This window comes from Streptomyces sp. NPDC043996 (genome assembly GCF_056435225.1).
The window spans coordinates 18,769-37,881 of the sequence record NZ_JBWKEY010000009.1; the positions used below are offsets into that span (position 1 = coordinate 18,769).

A 19,113-nucleotide genomic window follows, 5' to 3' on the forward strand; every position below is an offset into this window, starting at 1 on the left:
CAATCCCCGCTTCCGCGCTGTTCAGAGCGCCCGGAGGCCATTGATCACGTCGCGCAGGATACTCTCGTCCGGCAGCTCGGCGGGGGGTACGGGGCGGGTCACGTGCACCAGTTGGTCGTCCACGAGATCGCCGATCAGGACGCGGACCACCCCGATCGGAAGGTCGAGTTCCGCGGCGAGTTCCGCGACGGACTGCGGGGTGTCACGGCAGAGGTCGACGATGTCCACGTGCTCCGGCGACAGCGTCTGGTCGGCCTCCGTCTCTTCGGCGCGGGACTCCGCGATCACGACCGCGATCAAGTCGAGGCGGTGCTGGCCCGCGCTGGTGGTGCGGCCGCGCGTCATGGCGTACGGACGCACCACCGGGCCCGCGTCGTCGTCGAACCAGCGCGCCATGGGCGGCGGGGCCTGACCGTCGTCGTCGCTCATGCCCTCCCACTACCCTCCCGTGGGCAGGTCGGTGCGCGGCGCCGAACCCAGGTGCACACCCACCCTCTTGACCAGCAGCGTCATCTCGTACGCCACCAGGCCGACGTCGGAGTCGGCGTCCGCGAGGACGGCCAGGCAGCTGCCGTCGCCCGCGGCGGTCACGAACAGGAAGGCGTCGTCGAGCTCGACGACGGTCTGCCGGACCTTGCCCGCATCGAAGTGGCGGCCGACGCCCTTGGCGAGGCTGTGGAAGCCGGAGGCGACGGCGGCGAGGTGTTCGCTGTCCTCGCGGGTCAGGTTCTTGGACACGCCCGTGGGCAGGCCGTCGCCCGAGAGCACGAGCGCTTTGCGGATGCTGGCGACGCGCTCCACCAGGTCGTCGAGGAGCCAGTTCAGCTCGCCCGACCCCCCGGTCGCGGTGGTGCGTGCGTCGGCCTTCGGTGCGGTCATCGACCGTCCCCCTCAGATGTCGTTCCTGGTGCCGCGCCGTCAGGGGCGTTGTCGCCCGCGGCGTTCTCTTCACGGCCGCGCTGCCAGCCACGCTGCAGCGAGGCCATCCGGCTGCGTACCTCGTCGGCGTCGCGCTCCTCCGGCCGGTCCGGAGCAGGGGCGGCGGTACGCGTGCGGTGGTCGGGGCTCTCTTTGAGCTGCGGGGCGAGGCTGGCCTGCCGGACCCGTCGCGGCAGACCGCCCGGGGCGGGCGCGCCGGAGTCCTGGTGCGCGGCGCGGGGCGGCGTCTCGGTGCTGCCTGCGGCCCGGTCCATGGGTGCTCTGTCCGTCCTTGCCGGCCGGTTCCGGTCCGCGCCGGGCGCTGTCTCCGTGCGGGTGGTGGCGGGGAGCGCGCCGGCCGCGGGGTGGCGCTGGGGCGGGAGCGGCCCCGGGTCGGTCGGGGTGCCGCGGAGGCCCGACTGCGGCTGCGGCTCGATGAGGTCGGGCCAGGCGCCGTCGGGGCGCGGGCGGCGGGGCAGGTCGAGGTCCGCGCGCGTGGGGGCGGGGTCCGGGGGCTCCGCGTCCCGGGTGCGGGCCGGGCCGACGCGTCGGCCGTGCGAGGAGACCAGCTTCGGGGCGCGGCGGCGCGGCAAGGGCACGGCCGCACCGGGCGGGCGCTCGTCGTCCAGGACGTCGTCGGCGCCGGGGGCGTCGAGGCGGGGCGTCGCGGGGGCGCGGGCGGCTTCGCCGGGGCCCGGCTCTCGCTCGTCCCGCGCCTGCTGGTGCTGTTCCCCGGGGTTCGTGGCGGTGCGGCGGCGCGGGCGGAAGAGGCCGCCGCGCTCGCTCTCGCTGTCCTCCAGGTCCGCGAGGGCGCCCGGGAAGCCGTCGAGGCTCGCCATGCCGACCGGTGCCTCCAGCTCGACCGGACCGTCCAGAACGGAGGCGGGCAGTCCGGGCAGCTCCGCGGGGACCCGGGCGAGGGGCGTCGAGCGGTCGCGCGTGGGGTCGCCGCCGCTCAGGGACTTCGCGGGCTGCGGCCGGTCGAGGCGGAAGCCGACGCCATCGGTGTCGGGCACGTCGTCGGTGAGCAGCGACTCCGGGACGAAGACGACGGCGGTGGTGCCTCCGTAGGGAGAGGGTTGCAGGGAGACGCGGACACGCTGGCGCTGGGCGAGACGGCTGACTACGAAGAGGCCGAGTCGGTCAGTGTCGGACAGTTCGAACTCGGGGGTCTCCGCGAGGCGGAGGTTGGCGTCCAGGAGTGCTTCGGAGGCCATGCCGAGGCCCCGGTCGTGGATCTCCAGGGTGAACCCGTTGGCGACGTGCTCCCCCAGGACCTGCACCGCGGTGTGCGGGGGCGAGAACACCGTGGCGTTCTCCAGGAGTTCCGCAAGGAGGTGGGTGAGGTCGGCGACCGCGGGGCCGGTGACGGCGATGCGGGGCAGGCGGCGCACTTCGATGCGCTCGTAGTCCTCCACCTCGGCGACGGCCGCGCGGACGACGTCCATGAGCTGGACGGGCTTGCGCCACTGCCGGGAGGGTGCGGCGCCGGAGAGGATCACGAGGCCTTCGGCGTGCCGTCGCATGCGGGTGGTCAGGTGGTCGAGGCGGAACAGGTCGGCCAGCTCGTCGGTGTCCTCCGTCCTGCGCTCCATGGCGTCCAGGAGGGTGAGCTGCTTGTGCAGCAAGACCTGGCTGCGGCGGGCGAGGTTCACGAACACCTCGGAGACGCCGCGGCGCAGGTCGGCCTGTTTCACGGTGGCCTCGACGGCGGCGCGCTGCAGGGTGTTCAGGGCCTGTCCGACCTGGCCGATCTCGTCCTTCTCGTACGACAGGCGGGGCGCCTCGGTCTCGACGTCGACCTGTTCGCCCGCCGCGAGGCGCCGCAGCAGGCCGGGCAGGCGCACGCCGGACGCCTCGTGGGCGTCCAGACGCAGTCGGCGCAGGTCGCGGATGAGGGCGCGGCCGATGCGTACGGACAGGACGATGGAGACGACCACGGCGACCAGGCCGACGACACCGGCGATGGCCAACTGCACGATCACGTTGACGGCTTCGGGGCGGGCCCGGTCGCGCAGGCGGTCGATGGCGGCGTCGTTCCGCTCGGCGAGGCCGAGGAGGACCTTGCCCGCCTCCTGGTTCCAGACCGACGAGGTGACCGCGCGCGGGGTGCCGGGTGCGGAGCGGGCCAGGTTCTTCTCGGCCTCGCGCAGCCGTGTCGTCTCGGCGCCGTTCCAGTAGCGCTCGTAGCGTTCGCGCTCGGCGTCGGGGAGTTGGGCGAGGCTGGTGTCGAGGAGCAGGGAGCGCTGCGCCATCAGGTCCGTGACCTGGCGGATGTCGCTCCTCGTGACGGTGCCCACGACCAGCGAGGAGGCGATCAACGCGTCCTCGCGGGAGAGGAGTTCACGGGCCTGGTCGACTCCGACGAGCGCGCGGCTCTGCGCGGTGATGCTTACGTCGTCCAGGGCGTTGAGCGTGGTGAGGAAGCCGTAGCAGGGGTCGGTCAGGCGCGTGTACATCACCAGCGCCTTGTCGCGGCTGATGGTGCCTTCCTCCACCGTGCGGCGCAGGGCGTCGATGCCGCCGAAGGCGTCGAGGACGGCGGTCAGGCGTTCCTCGGACCTGCCGTCGAGCACGTCACGGGAGTCGGAGTCGTGGGCGGCCGAGGTGACCTTGGCGATGAGTTCGTCGGTGGCGTCGCGGCTGCTGCGCAGGGCGGCGAGCGCGTCCGAAGCGCGCGGGTCCGCGAGGTAGACGAGGGTCTGGCGGCGCTCCTCCTGGACGACCTGGACGGTGTCCTGGATGGGTTTGGCCAAGTCGTCGATGATGTACGCGGTATCGATCAGCTTGTTGGCCTCACGCCCGGTGACGAAGGTGGCAAATCCCCAGATCGCCGTCAGGGACACGAGCGGCACGAGCAGCAATGCCACGATCTTCCGGCGGATCGACTTCCCGCGAAAGCGCATGGCCTCCCCCAGATCGGGCCCCTTGCAGCCGCGCGAAAGACCCAGGGGCACGCATGTGCGTCAACAAACGGCGCGAGCCTACTACTGACGCACGGGCAACTCGAAGGCACATCCGGACGCTTTTCAGCCGTGACGCGAAAGGGGCGTCAGCAGTTGTCCACCCATTGCGGGAGATTGCCTCCCCCATGAACCGCAGGCCGGGCGGCCTCATCACCCTTGCGACCAAGGCCAGTTGGCCTGATCTATGCGCCGAACGGAACCGATCACCCCATTCAGCGACTCTCGTACGGCGCGGGAATCTTTGGCGGCGCTCGTTCGTCGATCAGTACGAGAGGTGAGCGCGGGGCCGCACGGACGGATGGGGGCGTGAGGGCGGAGCGCGCGAGGGTGAGCGGCGAGGGAGGCCGATGCACGCCGATGTACGCCGAGGCACGTTGCGTAAAACAGCGTAAAACGGGCAGCAAGCAGAGAGTCAGGCGGATGACTCTCGGCGGCCGTGTCACACCGTGCCGCACACCGCGCGTCGTACGGCGCGGGGCGCACGAAGAGCGCAGTGCGGGGCGCGCTGCGACGCGGCGCAAGACAGCGGGGGGAGTGACGAGTTGATGGGAACGACGGAGCGCCGCCGGACGCCTGGGCGGCGCACGAGTGGTGAAGCGGCGCGTGCTGACGTGGAGTTGGGGGCGCGGACGGAAACGGAGCGGGCGGGGCAGGCCGGGTTCACCCGAGCCGGGGCGCGGGACGCGGCTGCTCGGGACGGCGGGGCGGCCGCGTCCGGGGCTCCTCATGAGGCGGAGCCGCGTGCCGAGGCCGGGCGGGGCGGGCCGCCGGGCGGGTTCGCCGCGCTCGAGCACGGCGTGCCCGCGTCGCGGCGGCGGCCGCTGTGGGTCGAGGAGCCCGCACGCCGCCCCCGGCTTCCGGACTCGGTGCGCACGGCCGCCGTGCGGGCCGTGCTCATCGTGGCGTTGACACTGATCCAGGCGATGACCGCGTTCTTCTGCGCGATGGCCGAGTCGTGGCTGGCCTTTCCCATGATCCTCAGCAGTGTGGCCGGCACCGTCGTGGCCACGTGGGGCGTGCTCGACGTCTGGGTCACCCGGCAGGTGTGGAACCAGCGCGACGGCGTGGTGTCGGCACCCAGCAGCACGGCCCGCCGCCTCCGGCGCGAGCGGCGCCGGGCCCGTCGCGCGGCCCGAGCGGCCGCCCGGGCCAAGGAGGACATACGCGGGCGGGGCGCGGCCCGGCAGCTGTCCCACTCCTGAGCCCTGCCGATGCCGTCTCACACGGCGGCCGCGTCCCGCGCCAGCAGTCCTCGCCGTGCCCGTGTGAAGGCACGGGTCCGGTTCACCCCCAGCACGGCCGTCGGGCGGCCCTCATGCTCATAGACCGCGAGGAAGCCCTCGTCATCGGGACCGGTGCCGCCCTCCATGAGGCGGACGGTGGCTCCGGGCGGGCGGTGGCCCGCGAACTGAAGGCGCGATCCGTACTGATCGGACCAGAAGTACGGCACTCCGCCGACGGCCTCCACCGTGCGTCCGGCGAGGAGGTTCCGTATCGCCGTGCGGGGTTGCTCGGTGGCGCTCGTCCAGTGCTCCGCGCGGGTACCGGCGACGCGGGCCACGTCTCCCACGGCGACCACCTGCGGCAGCGCAGTGACGCAGCCGCCGTCGCAGGCGACGCCGTCGGGTCGCGGCCCGTCGCCCGGGTGGAGCGATGTCCCGGCGAGCCAGGCGGTGTTGGGGCGGGCACCGATGCCGACCACGACCACGTCGGCGGGCAGGAGGCGGCCGTCGGACAGCTCCACGGCGGCGACGGCTGCCCGGGGGGCGGATCTGGAGCCGGTCCTGGAGCCGGATCTGAAGCCGCCGGGCCCGGTGGCGGCGCCGGAGCTTCCGCCGCCAGGGCTGGTCACGGCGGCCGGGCCCTTGGTGGGCCGCGCCGGGTGCAGCCGCGCTACTCCTGTGCCGGTGAGGAGCCGTGCACCACCGCGCCGGTGCAGATCGGCGCAGAACGCCGCCATGTCCGGGCCGAGTTGGGGGATGAGGGGCAGGGGCGCCGCCTCGACGACGGTCACGTCATGGCCGAGCGTCACGCACGACGACGCCGTCTCGGCCCCGATGAAGCCGCCGCCGATCACCACGACCTGGTGCGGGCCGCCGGTCAGGGCGGCGCGCAGCGCGCGGGCGTCGTCGAGGGTGCGCAGGGTGTGCACGCCCCTGAGGGGCGGACCGGGCAGGTGGCGGGCCGTGGCGCCGGTCGCGATGACCACACCGTCGCCGACCACCGCGTGGCCGTCGGCGAGCAGGACCGCGCGGCCGCCCGGGTCGAGGCCGGTGGCGGGGGTGCCGAGGAGCCACTCGGCGTCCAGCTCCGCCAGTTCGTCGTCGTCGGCCAGGGCGAGGTGGGTCGCATCGCTCTGGCCACCGGTGGTGCCGGGCTCCGTGCCCGGGGGCGGAGCGGTGAGGAACTCCTTGGACAGGGGCGGGCGGTCGTACGGTGCGTGCGGTTCGGCTCCGACGACCACGAGGCGGCCGTCGAAGCCCTGGGCGCGCAGCGCGCGGACGGCGTGGAGTCCCGCGAGCGAGGCGCCCACCACGGTGACGGTCCGCATCACGCGGCGGAGCCCTCGCCCGCCATCGGGCTCGCCTCGGCCGGGACCGGGGGCGAGCCGGTGACGTGGGCATGGGTGTGGACGGGGGCATGAGTGTGGGCGAGGGCGGGGGCGTGTACGTGGATCACGCCGTCGACCACGCTGACGCGGTGCGTGCGTACGGGGCGGCGCGCGGGCAGGCACGTCGGCTCCCCCGTCCTGAGGTCGAACGAGGCGGCGTGCAGGGGACATTCGATGAGGCAGCCCTCCAGCCAGCCGTCCGCGAGGGAGGCGTCCTGGTGACTGCAGGTGTCGTCGATGGCGTACAGCCCGCCGTCCGCGTGGAACACCGCGATGGGCGGGGTCGTGTCGAGGCGGACGGACTCGCCCGCGGGGAGGTCGTCGAGGCGGCAGACGGGAATCATGATGCGTCCCTCTGGATCTCTCGGTCTGGATCTCTCGGTCGGACGGTGTCTCGGCGCTGGGAGCTCGGATGTGCGGGTGGGGCGGGCTGCGGGTGGGGCGGGCTGTGCGGGCGTGCGGCTGTGCGGCTGCGCGGTCGCGAGGGCCGCGCGGTCGCGACGGCTGCACGGTCAGGAAGGCGGCGCGGTCGCGAAGGCTCGGCTCACGCGGCCCCGGGGGGACTGGCTTCGGTTCCGGCCCGGAGCCGGGACCTCGGCTCGCGTCCGAGGCCGTTTCAGCCTGGGACCGTTCGGTAACATGAAGTTTCATATGGCGCACCGGAGAGTGCTCTGCGCAACAGAATCCGGGGGGAGGCCCACGCCGTCAAGGGCCTCCCCGACACGCGGCACCAACCGGCCGCCCAAGGGTGAGAGTTGAGATATGACGCGCACGCCGAAAAGCCCTGACCAGACCGAGGAGCGGCGCAAGTCCCGGCCCGCCGCGGGCTCGGTGCAGTCCGTGGACCGAGCCGTGAGCGTCCTGGAGATCCTCGCGCGGCACGGCGAGGCCGGGGTCACCGACATCGCCGACGAGCTGGGCGTACACAAGTCGACGGCGTTCCGGCTGCTCGGCGTCCTGGAGAACCGCGGCCTGGTGGGCCAGGCCAAGGACCGCGGCAAGTACTTCCTCGGCGCGGGCGTGCTGCGCCTCGCGGGCGCGGCGGCCGTGCGCATGGACATCTCCCAGGAGGGCGGCGCCGTCTGCCGCGAACTCGCCGACGAACTGGGCGAGACGGTCAACATCGCGGTCCTGGACGACGACGCCGCGGTCAACATCACGCAGGCGCGCGGCCCCGCGTCCGTGACGGCCCAGAACTGGCTCGGCAGGCGCACCCCGCTGCACGCCACGTCCAGCGGGAAGGTGCTGCTCGCGCACCTGCCGACGACGCTGCGCGAGGGCCTGATCGCCCGTACGCTGCCCCGGCTCACCGAGCACACGGTGACGGGCACGGCGGCGCTGCGCGGCGAGCTGGAGACCGTCGTCGAGCAGGGCTTCGCGAGCGCCATGGAGGAGCTCGAGGTGGGCCTCGCGGCCGTGGCGGCCCCGGTCCGCGGGCACGACGGCAAGGTCATCGGGGCACTCAGCGCGTCCGGTCCTGTGTACCGGCTGACCGAGGACCGGCTCACCGAGCTGGCCAAGCGCACGGTCACGGCGGCCATGGAGCTCTCCCGCCGCATGGGGTACGGCCTCTGAGGGCACCCCCCACCGCCTGCCGCCTGCCGCCTGCCGCCCACCGCCTGCCGCGCGCCGGGAAGCGTCGGGAAAGTCAGGGAACGCCAGCGAACGCCCGGCCATCGCGCCGCGCCGGACCATCCCGCCGCAGCTCGCCGCGCCGCACCCTTGACGGCTCCTTGATGCCGCTCGCACGATGTCCCTGGATGTCTCCGGATGTCTCTGATGACGCAACTGATCGTGGAGTACGCAACAAGAGCCCGCGTTGCGCGCCATCGCGCACCGTTCCGCAGAGGAGCCTGGCCGTGCCACACGAGGTCCGTGGCGTCGTCGCCACGAAGAAGGGCGCACCCGTCGAGGTGCAGACGATCGTCGTCCCGGATCCCGGACCGGGAGAGGTACTGGTGTCCGTGCAGGCCTGCGGCGTCTGCCACACGGATCTGCACTACCGGGAGGGCGCGGTCGGCGACGGCTTCCCCTACCTGCTCGGGCACGAGGCCGCCGGAACCGTCGAGGCGGTCGGCGAAGGCGCCCACGACCTGCGGCCGGGCGACTACGTGGTCATCGCCTGGCGCGCCCCCTGCGGCTGCTGCCGCTCCTGTCTGCGCGGCCGCCCCTGGTACTGCTTCGACTCCCGCAACGCCGCCCAGCCCATGACGCTCCTGGACGGCACCCCGCTGACCGCCGCGCTCGGCATCGGTGCCTTCGCGCAGAAGACGCTGGTGGCGGCGGGCCAGGCCGTGAAGGTCGACCCCGCGGCACGCCCGGAGGCGGCGGGCCTCATCGGCTGCGGTGTGATGGCCGGGTACGGCGCCGCCGTGCACACCGGCGGCGTGCGCCGCGGCGACACCGTAGCCGTGATCGGCTGCGGCGGCGTGGGCTGCGCCGCCGTCGCCGGGGCCGCACTCGCCGGGGCCCGGCGCGTCATCGCCATCGACGTCGACGACGCGAAGCTCGACGGCGCGACGCGGTTCGGGGCGACGCACACCGTCAACTCCCGGGGCACGGACGCGGTCGAGGCCGTGCGCGGACTCACCGGGGGCTTCGGCGTCGACGTCGCCATCGACGCGGTCGGCACCCCGGAGACGTACCTCCAGGCCTTCCACATGCGCGACCACGCGGGCGTCCTCGTCCAGGTGGGCGTGCCCGACCCGGCGATGACCGTCGAACTGCCGCTGATCGAGCTGTTCTCGCGCGGCGGCGCGCTCAAGTCCTCCTGGTACGGCGACTGCCTGCCGACCAGGGACTTCCCCATCCTCGTCGACGAGTACGTGCGGCGCAGGCTCGACCTCGGCGCCTTCGTGAGTGAGCGGATCGCGCTGCACGAGGTCGAGGAGGCGTTCGCCCGGATGCGGGGCGGCAAGGTGCTGCGGTCGGTGGTGGTCCTGTGACCGCCGTGCCCGGTGCGCCCGGTGCGTCCCACGGTCCGCTGGCCGCCGCGTCCGGTGCGCCCCGTGGTCCGCGCGTCGTCGTCATCGGCGCCGGGATCGTCGGCTGCTCGCTGGCCGACGAGCTGACCGCCCGGGGCTGGAGCAACGTGACCGTCCTCGAACAGGGCCCGCTGCCCGCGCCCGGCGGCTCCACCTCGCACGCGCCGGGCCTTGTCTTCCAGACCAGCCCGTCCCGGACGCTCAGCCGGTTCGCCGCGTACACCGTGCGGAAGTTCGGCTCCCTGACCGTGGACGGCCTTTCGTGCTTCCATCCGGTCGGCGGTCTGGAGCTCGCCACCACCCCGGAGCGCTGGGCCGATCTGCGCCGCAAGGCGGGCCTCGCGGCGTCCTGGGGCATCCGCGCGGAGGTCGTCGGCCCCGAGCGCTGCGCGGAGCTGTGGCCGCTCCTCGACACCGGCCAGGTCCTCGGCGGTCTGCACACCCCCGACGACGGCATCGCGCGCGCCGTCCTCGCCTGCCGCGCCCAGATCGAGCGGGCCGCGGCCCGCGGCGCCCGCTTCCTCGACCGGCACACGGTCACCGGCGTCGAACGCGCCGAAGGCCGCGTCAGCGCGGTCGTCACGGACCGCGGCACGTTCCCCGCCGACCACGTCGTGTCGGCGGCGGGCCTCTGGGGCCCGGTGATCGGACGGATGGCGGGCGTCGACGTACCGCTGCAGCCGCTCGCCCACCAGTACGCGTGGACCCGGCCGCTGCCCGAACTCGCCGGCGTCAACGACCCCCGGACCGAGGCCTCCCGGCCGATCCTCCGGTTCCAGGACCGGGACCTGTACTTCCGCGAGCACACCGACCGCGTCGGCATCGGCTCGTACGCCCACCGCCCGCTGCCCGTCGACCCGTTCGCCGTGCCCTCGTACGACGACGCCGCCGCCGGTGGTGGCACCCCGGCGGCGGGGCCCGCGGTGCGCCCGATGCCGTCGGTGTACCCCTTCACCGAGGAGGACTTCGCACCGAGCTGGCAGGACTGCCGCGCGCTGCTGCCCGCGCTGAAGGAGTCGGCGGTCGAGGGCGGCTTCAACGGCGTGTTCTCCTTCACTCCCGACGGCATGCCCCTGCTCGGCGAGTCCCCGGCACTGCGCGGCTTCTGGCTCGCCGAGGCCGTGTGGGTCACACACTCCGCGGGCGTCGCCAAGGCCGTCGCCGAGTGGATGGTCGACGGCAGGCCCGCGACCGACGTCCACGACTGCGACCTGACGCGCTTCGAGGGCGCGCAGCGCTCCCCCGCGTACGTGGCGCGGCGCGGCGCCCGGCAGTTCGTCGAGGTGTACGACGTGATCCACCCGGCGCAGCCCCTCGACCAGCCGCGCCCCCTGCGCGTCAGCCCCTTCTACCCCCGGCAGCTGGAGCTCGGCGCCCACTTCCTGGAGGGCGGCGGCTGGGAGCGCCCGCACTGGTACGAGGCGAACGCGCCGCTCGCCGAGCGCCTGGAGGTGCCCGCGCGGGACGCCTGGTCCGCCCGCCACTGGTCCCCGATCGCCGCGGCCGAGGCGCGGGCGACGCGCGAGCGGGTCGCCCTGTACGACATGACGCCGCTGCGCCGTCTGGAGGTCACAGGACCCGGCGCCCTGGCCTTCCTTCAGCGCATGACCACCAACAACCTTCGCAAGAAGCCCGGTTCCGTCACCTACGCCCTCCTTCTCGACGAGGCGGGCGGCATCCGCTCCGACCTGACCGTGGCACGGCTCGCCCCCGACCGCTTCCAGGTCGGCGCCAACTCCCCCGCCGATCTCCACTGGCTACAGTGGCACGCCCCGGACGACGTCCACATCAGGGAGATCACCCAGGGGACGTGCTGCGTCGGCGTGTGGGGGCCGCTGGCCCGCGCGCTCGTCCAGCCGCTGACGCGCGAGGACTTCTCGCACGAGGCGTTCGGCTACTTCAAGGCGCGCGAGACCTACGTCGGCCCCGTGCCGGTGACGGCGCTGCGCCTCTCTTACGTCGGCGAGCTCGGCTGGGAGCTGTACACCAGCGCCGACCTCGGCCTCCATCTGTGGGACACGCTGTGGGAGGCCGGGCGCGAGCTCGGCGTGGTCGCGGCCGGGCGCTCCGCGTTCACGAGCCTGCGCCTGGAGAAGGGGTACCGCGCCTGGGGCCAGGACATGACAGCCGAGCACGATCCGTACGAGGCGGGCCTCGGCTTCGCCGTCCGCATGGACAAAGGCGACTTCGTCGGCCGCGCGGCGCTCCAGGGCCGCGGGCCCCTCACCCGCAGGCTCACCCCGCTGCTCCTGGACGATCCGGCCGCCGTGGTCCTCGGCGATGAGCCGGTGTACGTCGAAGGGGCGCGCGCGGGGTACGTCACCAGTGCCTCGTACGGCTACACGCTGGGCCGCTGCGTCGCGTACGCCTGGCTGCCGCCGCTGCCCGCGGGCACCGCCGCGCACCTCGCGTACTTCGGTGAGCGGGTGCCCGCGACGGTCGCCGACGAGCCGCTGTTCGACCCCCGGATGACCCGTATCAGACGCTAGCCGAACCACCGGGCACACCGTGCTCCCGGTGTCCCGCCACTCTCCCTGGAGGCTTCGTGTCCCGCACCACCCCCACGTACGACGTGATCGTGCTCGGCCTGGGCGGCATGGGCAGCGCCGCCGCCCACCACCTGTCCGCGCGCGGGGCCCGCGTCCTCGGCCTGGAGCGGTTCGGACCCGTGCACCGGCGCGGCTCCAGCCACGGCGGCTCCCGGGTCACGCGCCAGTCCTACTTCGAGGACCCCGCGTACGTACCGCTGCTGTTGCGCGCGTACGAGCTGTACGAGCGGTTGGAGCGGGACACCGGCCGCGACATCGCCACGCTGTGCGGCGGCATCATGCTGGGCCTGCCGGAGGGGCGGGTGGTCGCCGGGGCGCGGCTGTCCGCCGAGACCTGGGGGCTGCCGCACGAGATGCTGGACGCCCGCGAGATCCGCCGCCGCTTCCCGACGCTGACGCCGCGCTCCGAAGAGGTCGGTCTCTACGAGGAGCGGGCCGGTCTGGTCCGGCCGGAGAACACCGTCACCGCCCATCTCCAGCTCGCCACCCGCCAAGGCGCCGAACTGCGCTTCCAGGAGCCCGTCATCCGGTGGGAGCCGTACGGGGGCGGCGTGCGCGTGCACACGCCCGAGGACACCTACACCGCGGGCCAGCTGGTGATCTGTCCGGGGGCGTGGGCGCCCGAGCTGCTCGCGGACCTCGGGGTGCCGTTCACGATCGAGCGGCAGATCATGCACTGGTTCCAGCCGACCGGCGGCGTGGGCCCGTTCCTGCCGGAGCACCATCCGATCTACGTGTGGGAGGACGCGCGGGGCGTCCAGGTGTACGGCTTCCCCGCGATCGACGGCCCCGACCTCGGCGCGAAGGTCGCCTTCTTCCGCAAGGGCACCGTCTGCACCCCCGACACCATCGACCGCACCGTGCACCCGCACGAGGTCGCCGCGATGGCCGACCACATGGCACCGCGGATACCGCTCCTTCCGGGACGGCCGCTCAAGGCCGTGACCTGCATGTACACCACGACACCCGATGAGCACTTCGTGATCACGCGCCATCCCGCGCACCCGGAGTCGGTGACGGTCGCGTGCGGGTTCTCCGGGCACGGCTTCAAGTTCGTGCCGGTCGTCGGCGAGATCGTCGCCGACCTCGCCCTCGACGGCACCACCGCGCACCCCATCGAGCTCTTCGACCCGCGCCGGATCACCGGACCGGCCGCCCCCGCGCCCGCCGCCGCGCCCGTTTGAGGAGGACCGACGTGACGACTCAGGTGACCGCGAGCCTCATCGCGACGCTGCCCGGCCGTGCGTACACCGACCCCGAGGTGTTCCGGCGCGAGCAGGAGCACGTCTTCGAAGCGCTGTGGGTGTGCGCGGTGCGCGCGGGCGACCTCGCCCGCCCCGGCGCGTACCGCACCGTCCAGATCGGCCGTGAGAGCGTCCTGGTCACCCGGGGCCGCGACGGCGGCCTGCGCGCCTTCCTGAACGTGTGCCGCCACCGGGGCGCGCGGCTGTGCGCGGACGCCGAGGGCGAGGTCCGGCGCGCCCTCCAATGCCCGTACCACGCCTGGACGTACGGCCTGGACGGCCAGCTCGTCGCCGCGCCGAACCTCAGCAGGATGCCCGACGTCGACCGGTCCGCCTACGGCCTGGTCGCGGTGGCGCTGCGGGAGTGGCTCGGGTACGCGTGGGTGTGCCTGGCCGACGAGCCGCCGCCGTTCGAGGAGACGGTGGTCGCCGAGGCCACCGAGCGGCTCGGCGACGCTGCGGCCGTCGAGCGCTACCGGCCCCAGGACCTGGCGCTCGGCCACCGCGTCCGCTACGACGTGCGCGCCAACTGGAAGCTGATCGTCGAGAACTTCATGGAGTGCTACCACTGCGCGACCATCCACCCCGAACTGACCGACGTCCTGCCGGAGTTCACGGACGGCTTCGCCGCGCAGTACTACGTCGGGCACGGGGCCGCGTTCGGCGACGGGGTGCGCGGCTTCACCGTCGACGGCAGCGAGGGCTTCGGCCGCCTTCCGGACGTCGCCGACGCGCAGGACCGCCGCTACTACGCGATCACGGTCAAGCCGTCGGTGTTCGTGAACCTCGTACCGGACCATGTGATCCTGCACCGCGTGTTCCCGCTGGCCGTGGACCGCACGGTCGTCGAGTGCGACTGGCTGTACGCGCCCGGCGTGGTGGCCTCCGGGGCCGATCTGTCGAAGTCGGTGGAGCTGTTCCACCGGGTCAACGAGCAGGACTTCGCGGCGTGCGAGCGCACCCAGCCCGCCATGGACTCGCGCGCCTACCGGCACGGCGGGGTGCTCGTGCCGACCGAGCACCACATCGGGGGCTTCCACGCGTGGGTGACGCGGCGGGTGGGCGCCTGACCCCGGTTCCCCGCCCCCCCCCCGATGAGCGGCGGTCGACGGTCGGGCGCCCCGGGCCTCAGGCCGTCGCGGGCCGCTTGAACATGCGCGTCGCCGTGATCTCCCCGTGCACCGTCTCCTCGGCCGGGGCCTGCTGCTCCTGCGGCAGGCCGGGCCGCAGGTGCTCCTCGACGCTGATGTACTTCAGACCCGCCCGCAGGTCCGCGTCGTTGCGCAACCGGATGACCAGGGGGAACTCGGCGAGCGCGGTCGTGTCGAACAGGCCGGTGGTGTAGAGCAGCTGGACGCCGAGGGCGTCGGACACCGCGCGCTGCAGCTCCAGGAGGTAGGTGGCGTTGGCGCGGCCGATGGGGTTGTCCAGGAACAGCGTGCCCGCGTGCCGGTGCTTGTCGCGGCCCCGGTCGTTGGACCGCAGCGCGGCCATCGTGCAGTACAGGGCGATGGCGGCGGTCAGCAGCTGGCCGCCGGAGAACACGTCGCCCATCTGGCCGACGGGGACGCGCTCGGCGCGCAGCACGGCGTCCGGCTTGAGGATCTCCACGGCGATGCCGCGCGGCTCCAGGGCCGCCTGAACGCCCCTGAGCAGCAGGGACATTCCGTCCCTTCGCAGGTCGGAGTTCTTCCTCACGGCCGCGCGGGTGGCGTCGTCGATGACCACGCCGAGGCGCTCCACGAGGGTGGCCTGGTCGGGCTCCTCGAAGCGGATGCGCAGGAATTCCTGGCCCGACCACTCACCGAGGCCCTCGGGGAGCCGGGACAGGCGCTGGGCGGACCGCAGGGTCGCCAGGGCCGACTCGACGAGGCCGCGCAGCCGGTCGACGATGCTGTCGCGGTTGCGTTCCAGCTGCTCCAGCTCGTCGGTGAGGACGCGCAGGCGGGGCGCGAAGGCGTCGGCCCACTTCTTGGCGTGCTCGGGCAGGGCGGCGGCGGGCAGCTCGCGGATCTGCTGGCGCGCGGGGGTGCGCACCTGCTCGTAGCGGGTGGAGTTGGCGTGCCGGACGAGGACGTCGCCGGCCTCGCGCACGGACGTCTCGGCGGCCGACAGGTCGGCGGCGCAGCCGCGCAGCGAGCGGCGGGCCTCGGCGGCGGCCTGCCTGGCCTCCTCCAGGGTGCCCGGGTGGGGCTCGGGCCGCTCGTCGTCCTCCGGTTCGTGGTGCTCGCGCAGCAGGTCGCGCAGGAGGGCCGCCGTCTCGTCGAAGCCGCCCGCCGCGTCCTCGGTGGCGCGGTGGGTGCGCAGGAGCACGGCGTGCGCCTCCTTCGCCCGGGTCAGCGCCTCCGTGTGGGCGGCCAGTTCGCCCGTGGCCGTGCGCAGCAGCGCCTGGGCGTGCTCGGCGTCGGCGGGGACCAGGTCCGCGGGCAGTTCGGTGTGCGCTTCGCCGTCCTCGGGCGCGTGCCGCTCGGCCTCGCCGCGCAGGCGGCCGAGCTGCTCGCTGGCGGTGGACGCGCGGGACTCGATCAGCTGGACCTGTGCCTCGGCGCGCGCGGCGGCGGCCTGCCGGGAGGGGCCGTCCGCGCCGTCGGTGCCCTCCAGGAGCTGGGCGGCGCGGGTGCGGACCTTGTTGCTGAGGCGGTCGAGCTCGGCGAGCGCGGCGGACTCGTCGCTCTCGGCGCGGGCCTGCTCGGCGCGCAGGTCGGCGCCGACGCCGACCTTCTCGTACAGCTGCGAGGCCGCGCGGTAGGCCTCGCGCAGCGCGGGCAGCGCGGTCTTGGGCGCCTCGTCGTCCAGGGCGACGTCTTCGGGGGCGCCCGCGATCTCGGCGCGCTCGGCGCGCAGCGCGCGGGCGGTGCGGCGGGCGTCGTCGGCGGCGCGCTGGGCGGCGCGGCGGTCCTCGTCGGCGGCGCGGGCGCGGTCCAGGCAGGTCTGGGCGCGGGCCTCGGACTCGACGGCGTCGTCGGCCAGCTCGCGCAGCTTGGTCTGCCATCCGGCGCGCTCGCGCAGGCGGAACGCGAGCCCGGCGAGGGCGTCGGCGGCGCGGCGGGCGCGCTGGGCGGCGTCCTGCCGCTCGTCGCGCACGCGGGCGGCGTCACCCGCCGCCTCGTCGGCCTCGGCGCGCACGGTGCGGGCCTCGGCCAGCTCGGCCTCGGTCTCCTCGGCGAAGGCGCGGGCCCCGCTCGCCGCGGCGGCGAGCTCCGCCAGGCGTCCGGCCGGGCAGCCGGAGCGCCAGGACGTGAGCCGGGCGGCCAGCTCCCGGTCCTTGGCGAGGCGCTGGGCGAGCGCGCGGATCTCGTCGTCGCGCCGGGTGGCGCGGGCGCGCAGGGCCTGCCGCTCCTCGTCGGCGGCGAGCTCGTCGTGCATGGCGGGGTTCGGCGGTACGAGGAACACGTCGCCGTCGGCCCCGGCGTCGGCCGCCGGGGCCGGGGCGAGGAGGGCGGCGGCCGTGCCGACGGCGACCGTGGAGCGCGGCAGGAGCGCGGCCCCGGCGAGGGCCTCGCGGGCCCGCGCGTGGGTGTCGGGGTCGGTGATGACGACGCCGTCGACCAGCTCGGGCCGGGCGGCGAGCACGCGCGCGTGGTCGACGGGGTCGACGGCCTGCGCGAGGTAGCGCCAGCCGGGCAGGGCCGGGATGCCGTGCTCGCCGAGGAACTCGACGGTGGCGAGGACGTCGGGGCCGGGTGGCAGCAGCCCGCCGTCGCCGAGGGCGCCGAGGATGCGGGCGTCGTCCGCGGCGGCGGTGCGCAGCTCGAACAGCTGGCGCTCGGCGGCGGCCACGCCGTCGTCCAGGAGGCCGCGGAGGTCGTCGGCGGCGCGGTCGAGGTCCTCGGCGGTGAGCGCGGGGGCGGTGGTCGCGTCCGTGTCGGTGGCGTCCGGTCGTCCTTCGCCCTCGGTGGCGTCGGCTCCGGCGTGGCGCGGCCGCGGCAGCCCGCCGGGCGTGCCCGGCGCTCCCGGGAGGCCGAGGAGTTCGGCGAGGCGCTCGTCCTGGGCGAGGGACGCGGCGGTGCGGTGCTCCGCCTCGTGGGCCTGCTCGGCGGCGGTCGCGGCGTCCGCGGCGCGGGCCGCGGTCAGCTCGGCGCGGGACTCCGCGGCGGCGGTCTCGCGGGCGCGCTCGGCGGCCGTGCGCGCGGCCTCGCGGGCCACGTCCCACGCGGCGACCGCGGTCTTCTCGGCGTCGCTGGCGGCGAGCGCGGCGCGGGCCGGGTCGGCGTCGGGCGCGCTGTCGTCGAGCCAGCCCGCGCGGACGGCCTCGGCGGTCTCCTGCTCGACCTCGGCGAGGCGCTGGCGCAGGTGTCCGGCCTCGCTGCGGGCCCGCTGGGCCTCGGTCGCGGCGGCGGTGGCGTCGCGGTGGGCGGCCTCACCGGTCTCCTGGAGCGTGGCGGAGCGCTCCTCTTCCTCGTTCGCGTGCGTCTCGGCGCCTTCGGCGGCGGTGTGCAGCGCTCGTACGAGATCGGCGGCGGCCGTGGCGCGGGCGGCGAGCGCGGGGGCCGCGTCCCGCTCGGCCTCGCGGATCGCGGCGGCCACGCGCGCGGAGCGGTCGGCGGCGGCGCGGTGGCGCAGGACGGCCTCGGCGGCCTGCCAGGCGGAGTGCAGGGTGCGGGCGTCGGCGAGCTCGCGGCGCTGGGCGGCCGCGGCCTTCTCGGCGACGGTGAGCGCCAGGGACGCGTGGCGGTAGGCCAGTTCGGCGGAGATCAGCGCGGAGCGCTCGCGGGCGAGCTCGGCCTCGGTGACTGTGTGGGCGGCGGCCGTGACCTGCTCGGCGAGGTCCGCGGCGCGGCCGCGCTCCTCGACGGCGCGGGCCGAGAGCCGCCGGGCCAGGGTGCGGGTGCGCCGCTCGGCGCCCGCGTGCACGTCACGCGCGCGTGCCCGGGTCTCGGCGGCGTCGACGATGCGGCCGAGCAGGTCGACGGAGCCCGCGGTGAAATCCCGTTCGGCGATCAGCTCGGAGCGGCGGCCGAGCTTGTTGCCGAAGCCGTGGACGAGGTCGGCGAGGCCGTCCGTGTCGCGGGTGTCGGTGACGGCGCGCAGCAGCAGGTCGGTGAAGTCGGAGTCCTTCTTGACCGCGAACAGGCCCGCGGCCTCGCCTTCGTCGGCGTTCATCTCGCGCTGGTAGCGGAAGAGTTCGGGGTCGAGGCCCAGGTCTCCGAGGTGTTCGTTCCAGCGGTCGTGGATCTCCTCCCAGTGCGCTTCGAGGTGCGGGTACGCCTTTCCGGCGTCCGTCAGGGCGTCGCGGAAGCCCTTCATGGTGCGGCGGCGGCCCTGCGCGCCGGAGGCGCCTTCCGCGGCGGGCCGCACGGCGGTGGCCTCGGCGACGGGCAGCGAGTCCAGGCTCAGGCCGGGGCCCGGCCGGAAGGAGTACCAGGCCTCGGCGAACTTCCGCGGGTCGTTGGAGACCTGCCGTCCGCGCCACTCGCTGACCTTGCCGACGACGACGCACTCGCCGGTGAGCGTGTGCTGCCACTCCAGGGCGACGTGGCCGCAGTCGTCGGCGAGGAGGAACTTGCGGAGCACGCCGGAGCTGGCGCCGCCCAGGGTGTTGCGGTGGCCCGGCAGCATCACCGAGAAGATCAGCTTGAGCAGGACGGACTTGCCGCCGCCGTTCTCCAGGAAGAGCACTCCGGCGGGCGCGGGCCTGCGCGGCGGGCCGACGGGCTCCTCCTCGAAGAACTCCGCCTGCGCGGGCGCCGGGTCGGGCACCACGTCGCCGACGCCGCGCAGGTCGAGGACGGTGTCGGCGTAGCGGGCACCGGCAGGACCGATGGAGTAGAGGCGGACCCGGGACAGCTCGTACATGGCGGCGGACTCTCGTCGTAAGTCGGTGACTCGTGCGGAACGGCG

Annotated in this window: 12 protein-coding genes; 6 read left to right on the forward strand and 6 right to left on the reverse strand. The window is 74.7% G+C overall.

From position 1 onward, the window contains the following. Positions 1-21: 21 nt before the first annotated feature. Genes AC07A4_RS23305 through AC07A4_RS23315 form a run of 3 tightly spaced genes read right to left on the reverse strand, consistent with a single transcriptional unit; the run spans position 22 to position 3,824 of the window. Entirely contained in the window at positions 22-429 is a 408-nt protein-coding gene (locus AC07A4_RS23305) for a DUF742 domain-containing protein (protein ID WP_478601744.1), read from the reverse strand. A gap of 9 nt (positions 430-438) precedes the next feature. Further along, a complete protein-coding gene (locus AC07A4_RS23310) occupies positions 439-879 on the reverse strand; it encodes a roadblock/LC7 domain-containing protein (RefSeq protein ID WP_016642949.1) in 441 nt (146 codons plus the stop codon). Further along, positions 876-3,824 carry a sensor histidine kinase gene (locus tag AC07A4_RS23315; protein WP_478601746.1) on the reverse strand — a complete coding sequence of 983 codons (2,949 nt, stop codon included), beginning with the start codon at positions 3,822-3,824 and terminating at the stop codon, positions 876-878. Before AC07A4_RS23315 ends, AC07A4_RS23310 begins: the two co-directional genes overlap by 4 nt. A gap of 605 nt (positions 3,825-4,429) precedes the next feature. Between AC07A4_RS23315 and AC07A4_RS23320 the strand changes: the two genes are divergently transcribed. Further along, complete coding sequence (locus tag AC07A4_RS23320; protein ID WP_478601748.1) at positions 4,430-5,086, forward strand: hypothetical protein; 657 nt, start codon at positions 4,430-4,432, stop codon at positions 5,084-5,086. Positions 5,087-5,103: 17 nt separating this feature from the next. On the opposite strand, the gene AC07A4_RS23325 is transcribed toward AC07A4_RS23320, so the two are convergent. Next, positions 5,104-6,435, reverse strand: a complete 1,332-nt coding sequence (locus tag AC07A4_RS23325) for an NAD(P)/FAD-dependent oxidoreductase (RefSeq protein ID WP_478601750.1) — start codon at positions 6,433-6,435, stop codon at positions 5,104-5,106. Further along, positions 6,435-6,839: a bifunctional 3-phenylpropionate/cinnamic acid dioxygenase ferredoxin subunit gene (locus AC07A4_RS23330; RefSeq protein WP_478601752.1), complete on the reverse strand. Its 405-nt coding sequence runs from the start codon at positions 6,837-6,839 to the stop codon at positions 6,435-6,437. The genes AC07A4_RS23325 and AC07A4_RS23330 overlap by 1 nt, the downstream gene beginning before the upstream one ends. 418 nt (positions 6,840-7,257) lie before the next feature. Here AC07A4_RS23330 and AC07A4_RS23335 point away from each other — a divergent pair, with 418 nt between their 5' ends. From AC07A4_RS23335 to AC07A4_RS23355, 5 genes are all read left to right on the forward strand, one after another. After that, positions 7,258-8,070 carry an IclR family transcriptional regulator gene (locus tag AC07A4_RS23335; RefSeq protein ID WP_478601754.1) on the forward strand — a complete coding sequence of 271 codons (813 nt, stop codon included), beginning with the start codon at positions 7,258-7,260 and terminating at the stop codon, positions 8,068-8,070. Positions 8,071-8,354: 284 nt separating this feature from the next. After that, positions 8,355-9,440, forward strand: a complete 1,086-nt coding sequence (locus AC07A4_RS23340; RefSeq protein WP_478601756.1) for an S-(hydroxymethyl)mycothiol dehydrogenase — start codon at positions 8,355-8,357, stop codon at positions 9,438-9,440. Between the two features lie 38 nt (positions 9,441-9,478). After that, the gene (locus AC07A4_RS23345) at positions 9,479-11,968 is read left to right on the forward strand and encodes a GcvT family protein (protein WP_478602434.1); all 2,490 of its coding nucleotides are present in this window, start codon (positions 9,479-9,481) and stop codon (positions 11,966-11,968) included. Positions 11,969-12,024: 56 nt separating this feature from the next. Next, positions 12,025-13,212, forward strand: coding sequence for an N-methyl-L-tryptophan oxidase (gene solA, locus AC07A4_RS23350; RefSeq protein ID WP_478601758.1), 1,188 nt, complete (start codon positions 12,025-12,027; stop codon positions 13,210-13,212). A gap of 11 nt (positions 13,213-13,223) precedes the next feature. Next, entirely contained in the window at positions 13,224-14,342 is a 1,119-nt protein-coding gene (locus AC07A4_RS23355) for an aromatic ring-hydroxylating oxygenase subunit alpha (protein ID WP_478601760.1), read from the forward strand. A 58-nt stretch (positions 14,343-14,400) separates the two neighbouring features. On the opposite strand, the gene AC07A4_RS23360 is transcribed toward AC07A4_RS23355, so the two are convergent. Then, positions 14,401-19,068: a hypothetical protein gene (locus tag AC07A4_RS23360; protein WP_478601762.1), complete on the reverse strand. Its 4,668-nt coding sequence runs from the start codon at positions 19,066-19,068 to the stop codon at positions 14,401-14,403. Positions 19,069-19,113: the final 45 nt, after the last annotated feature.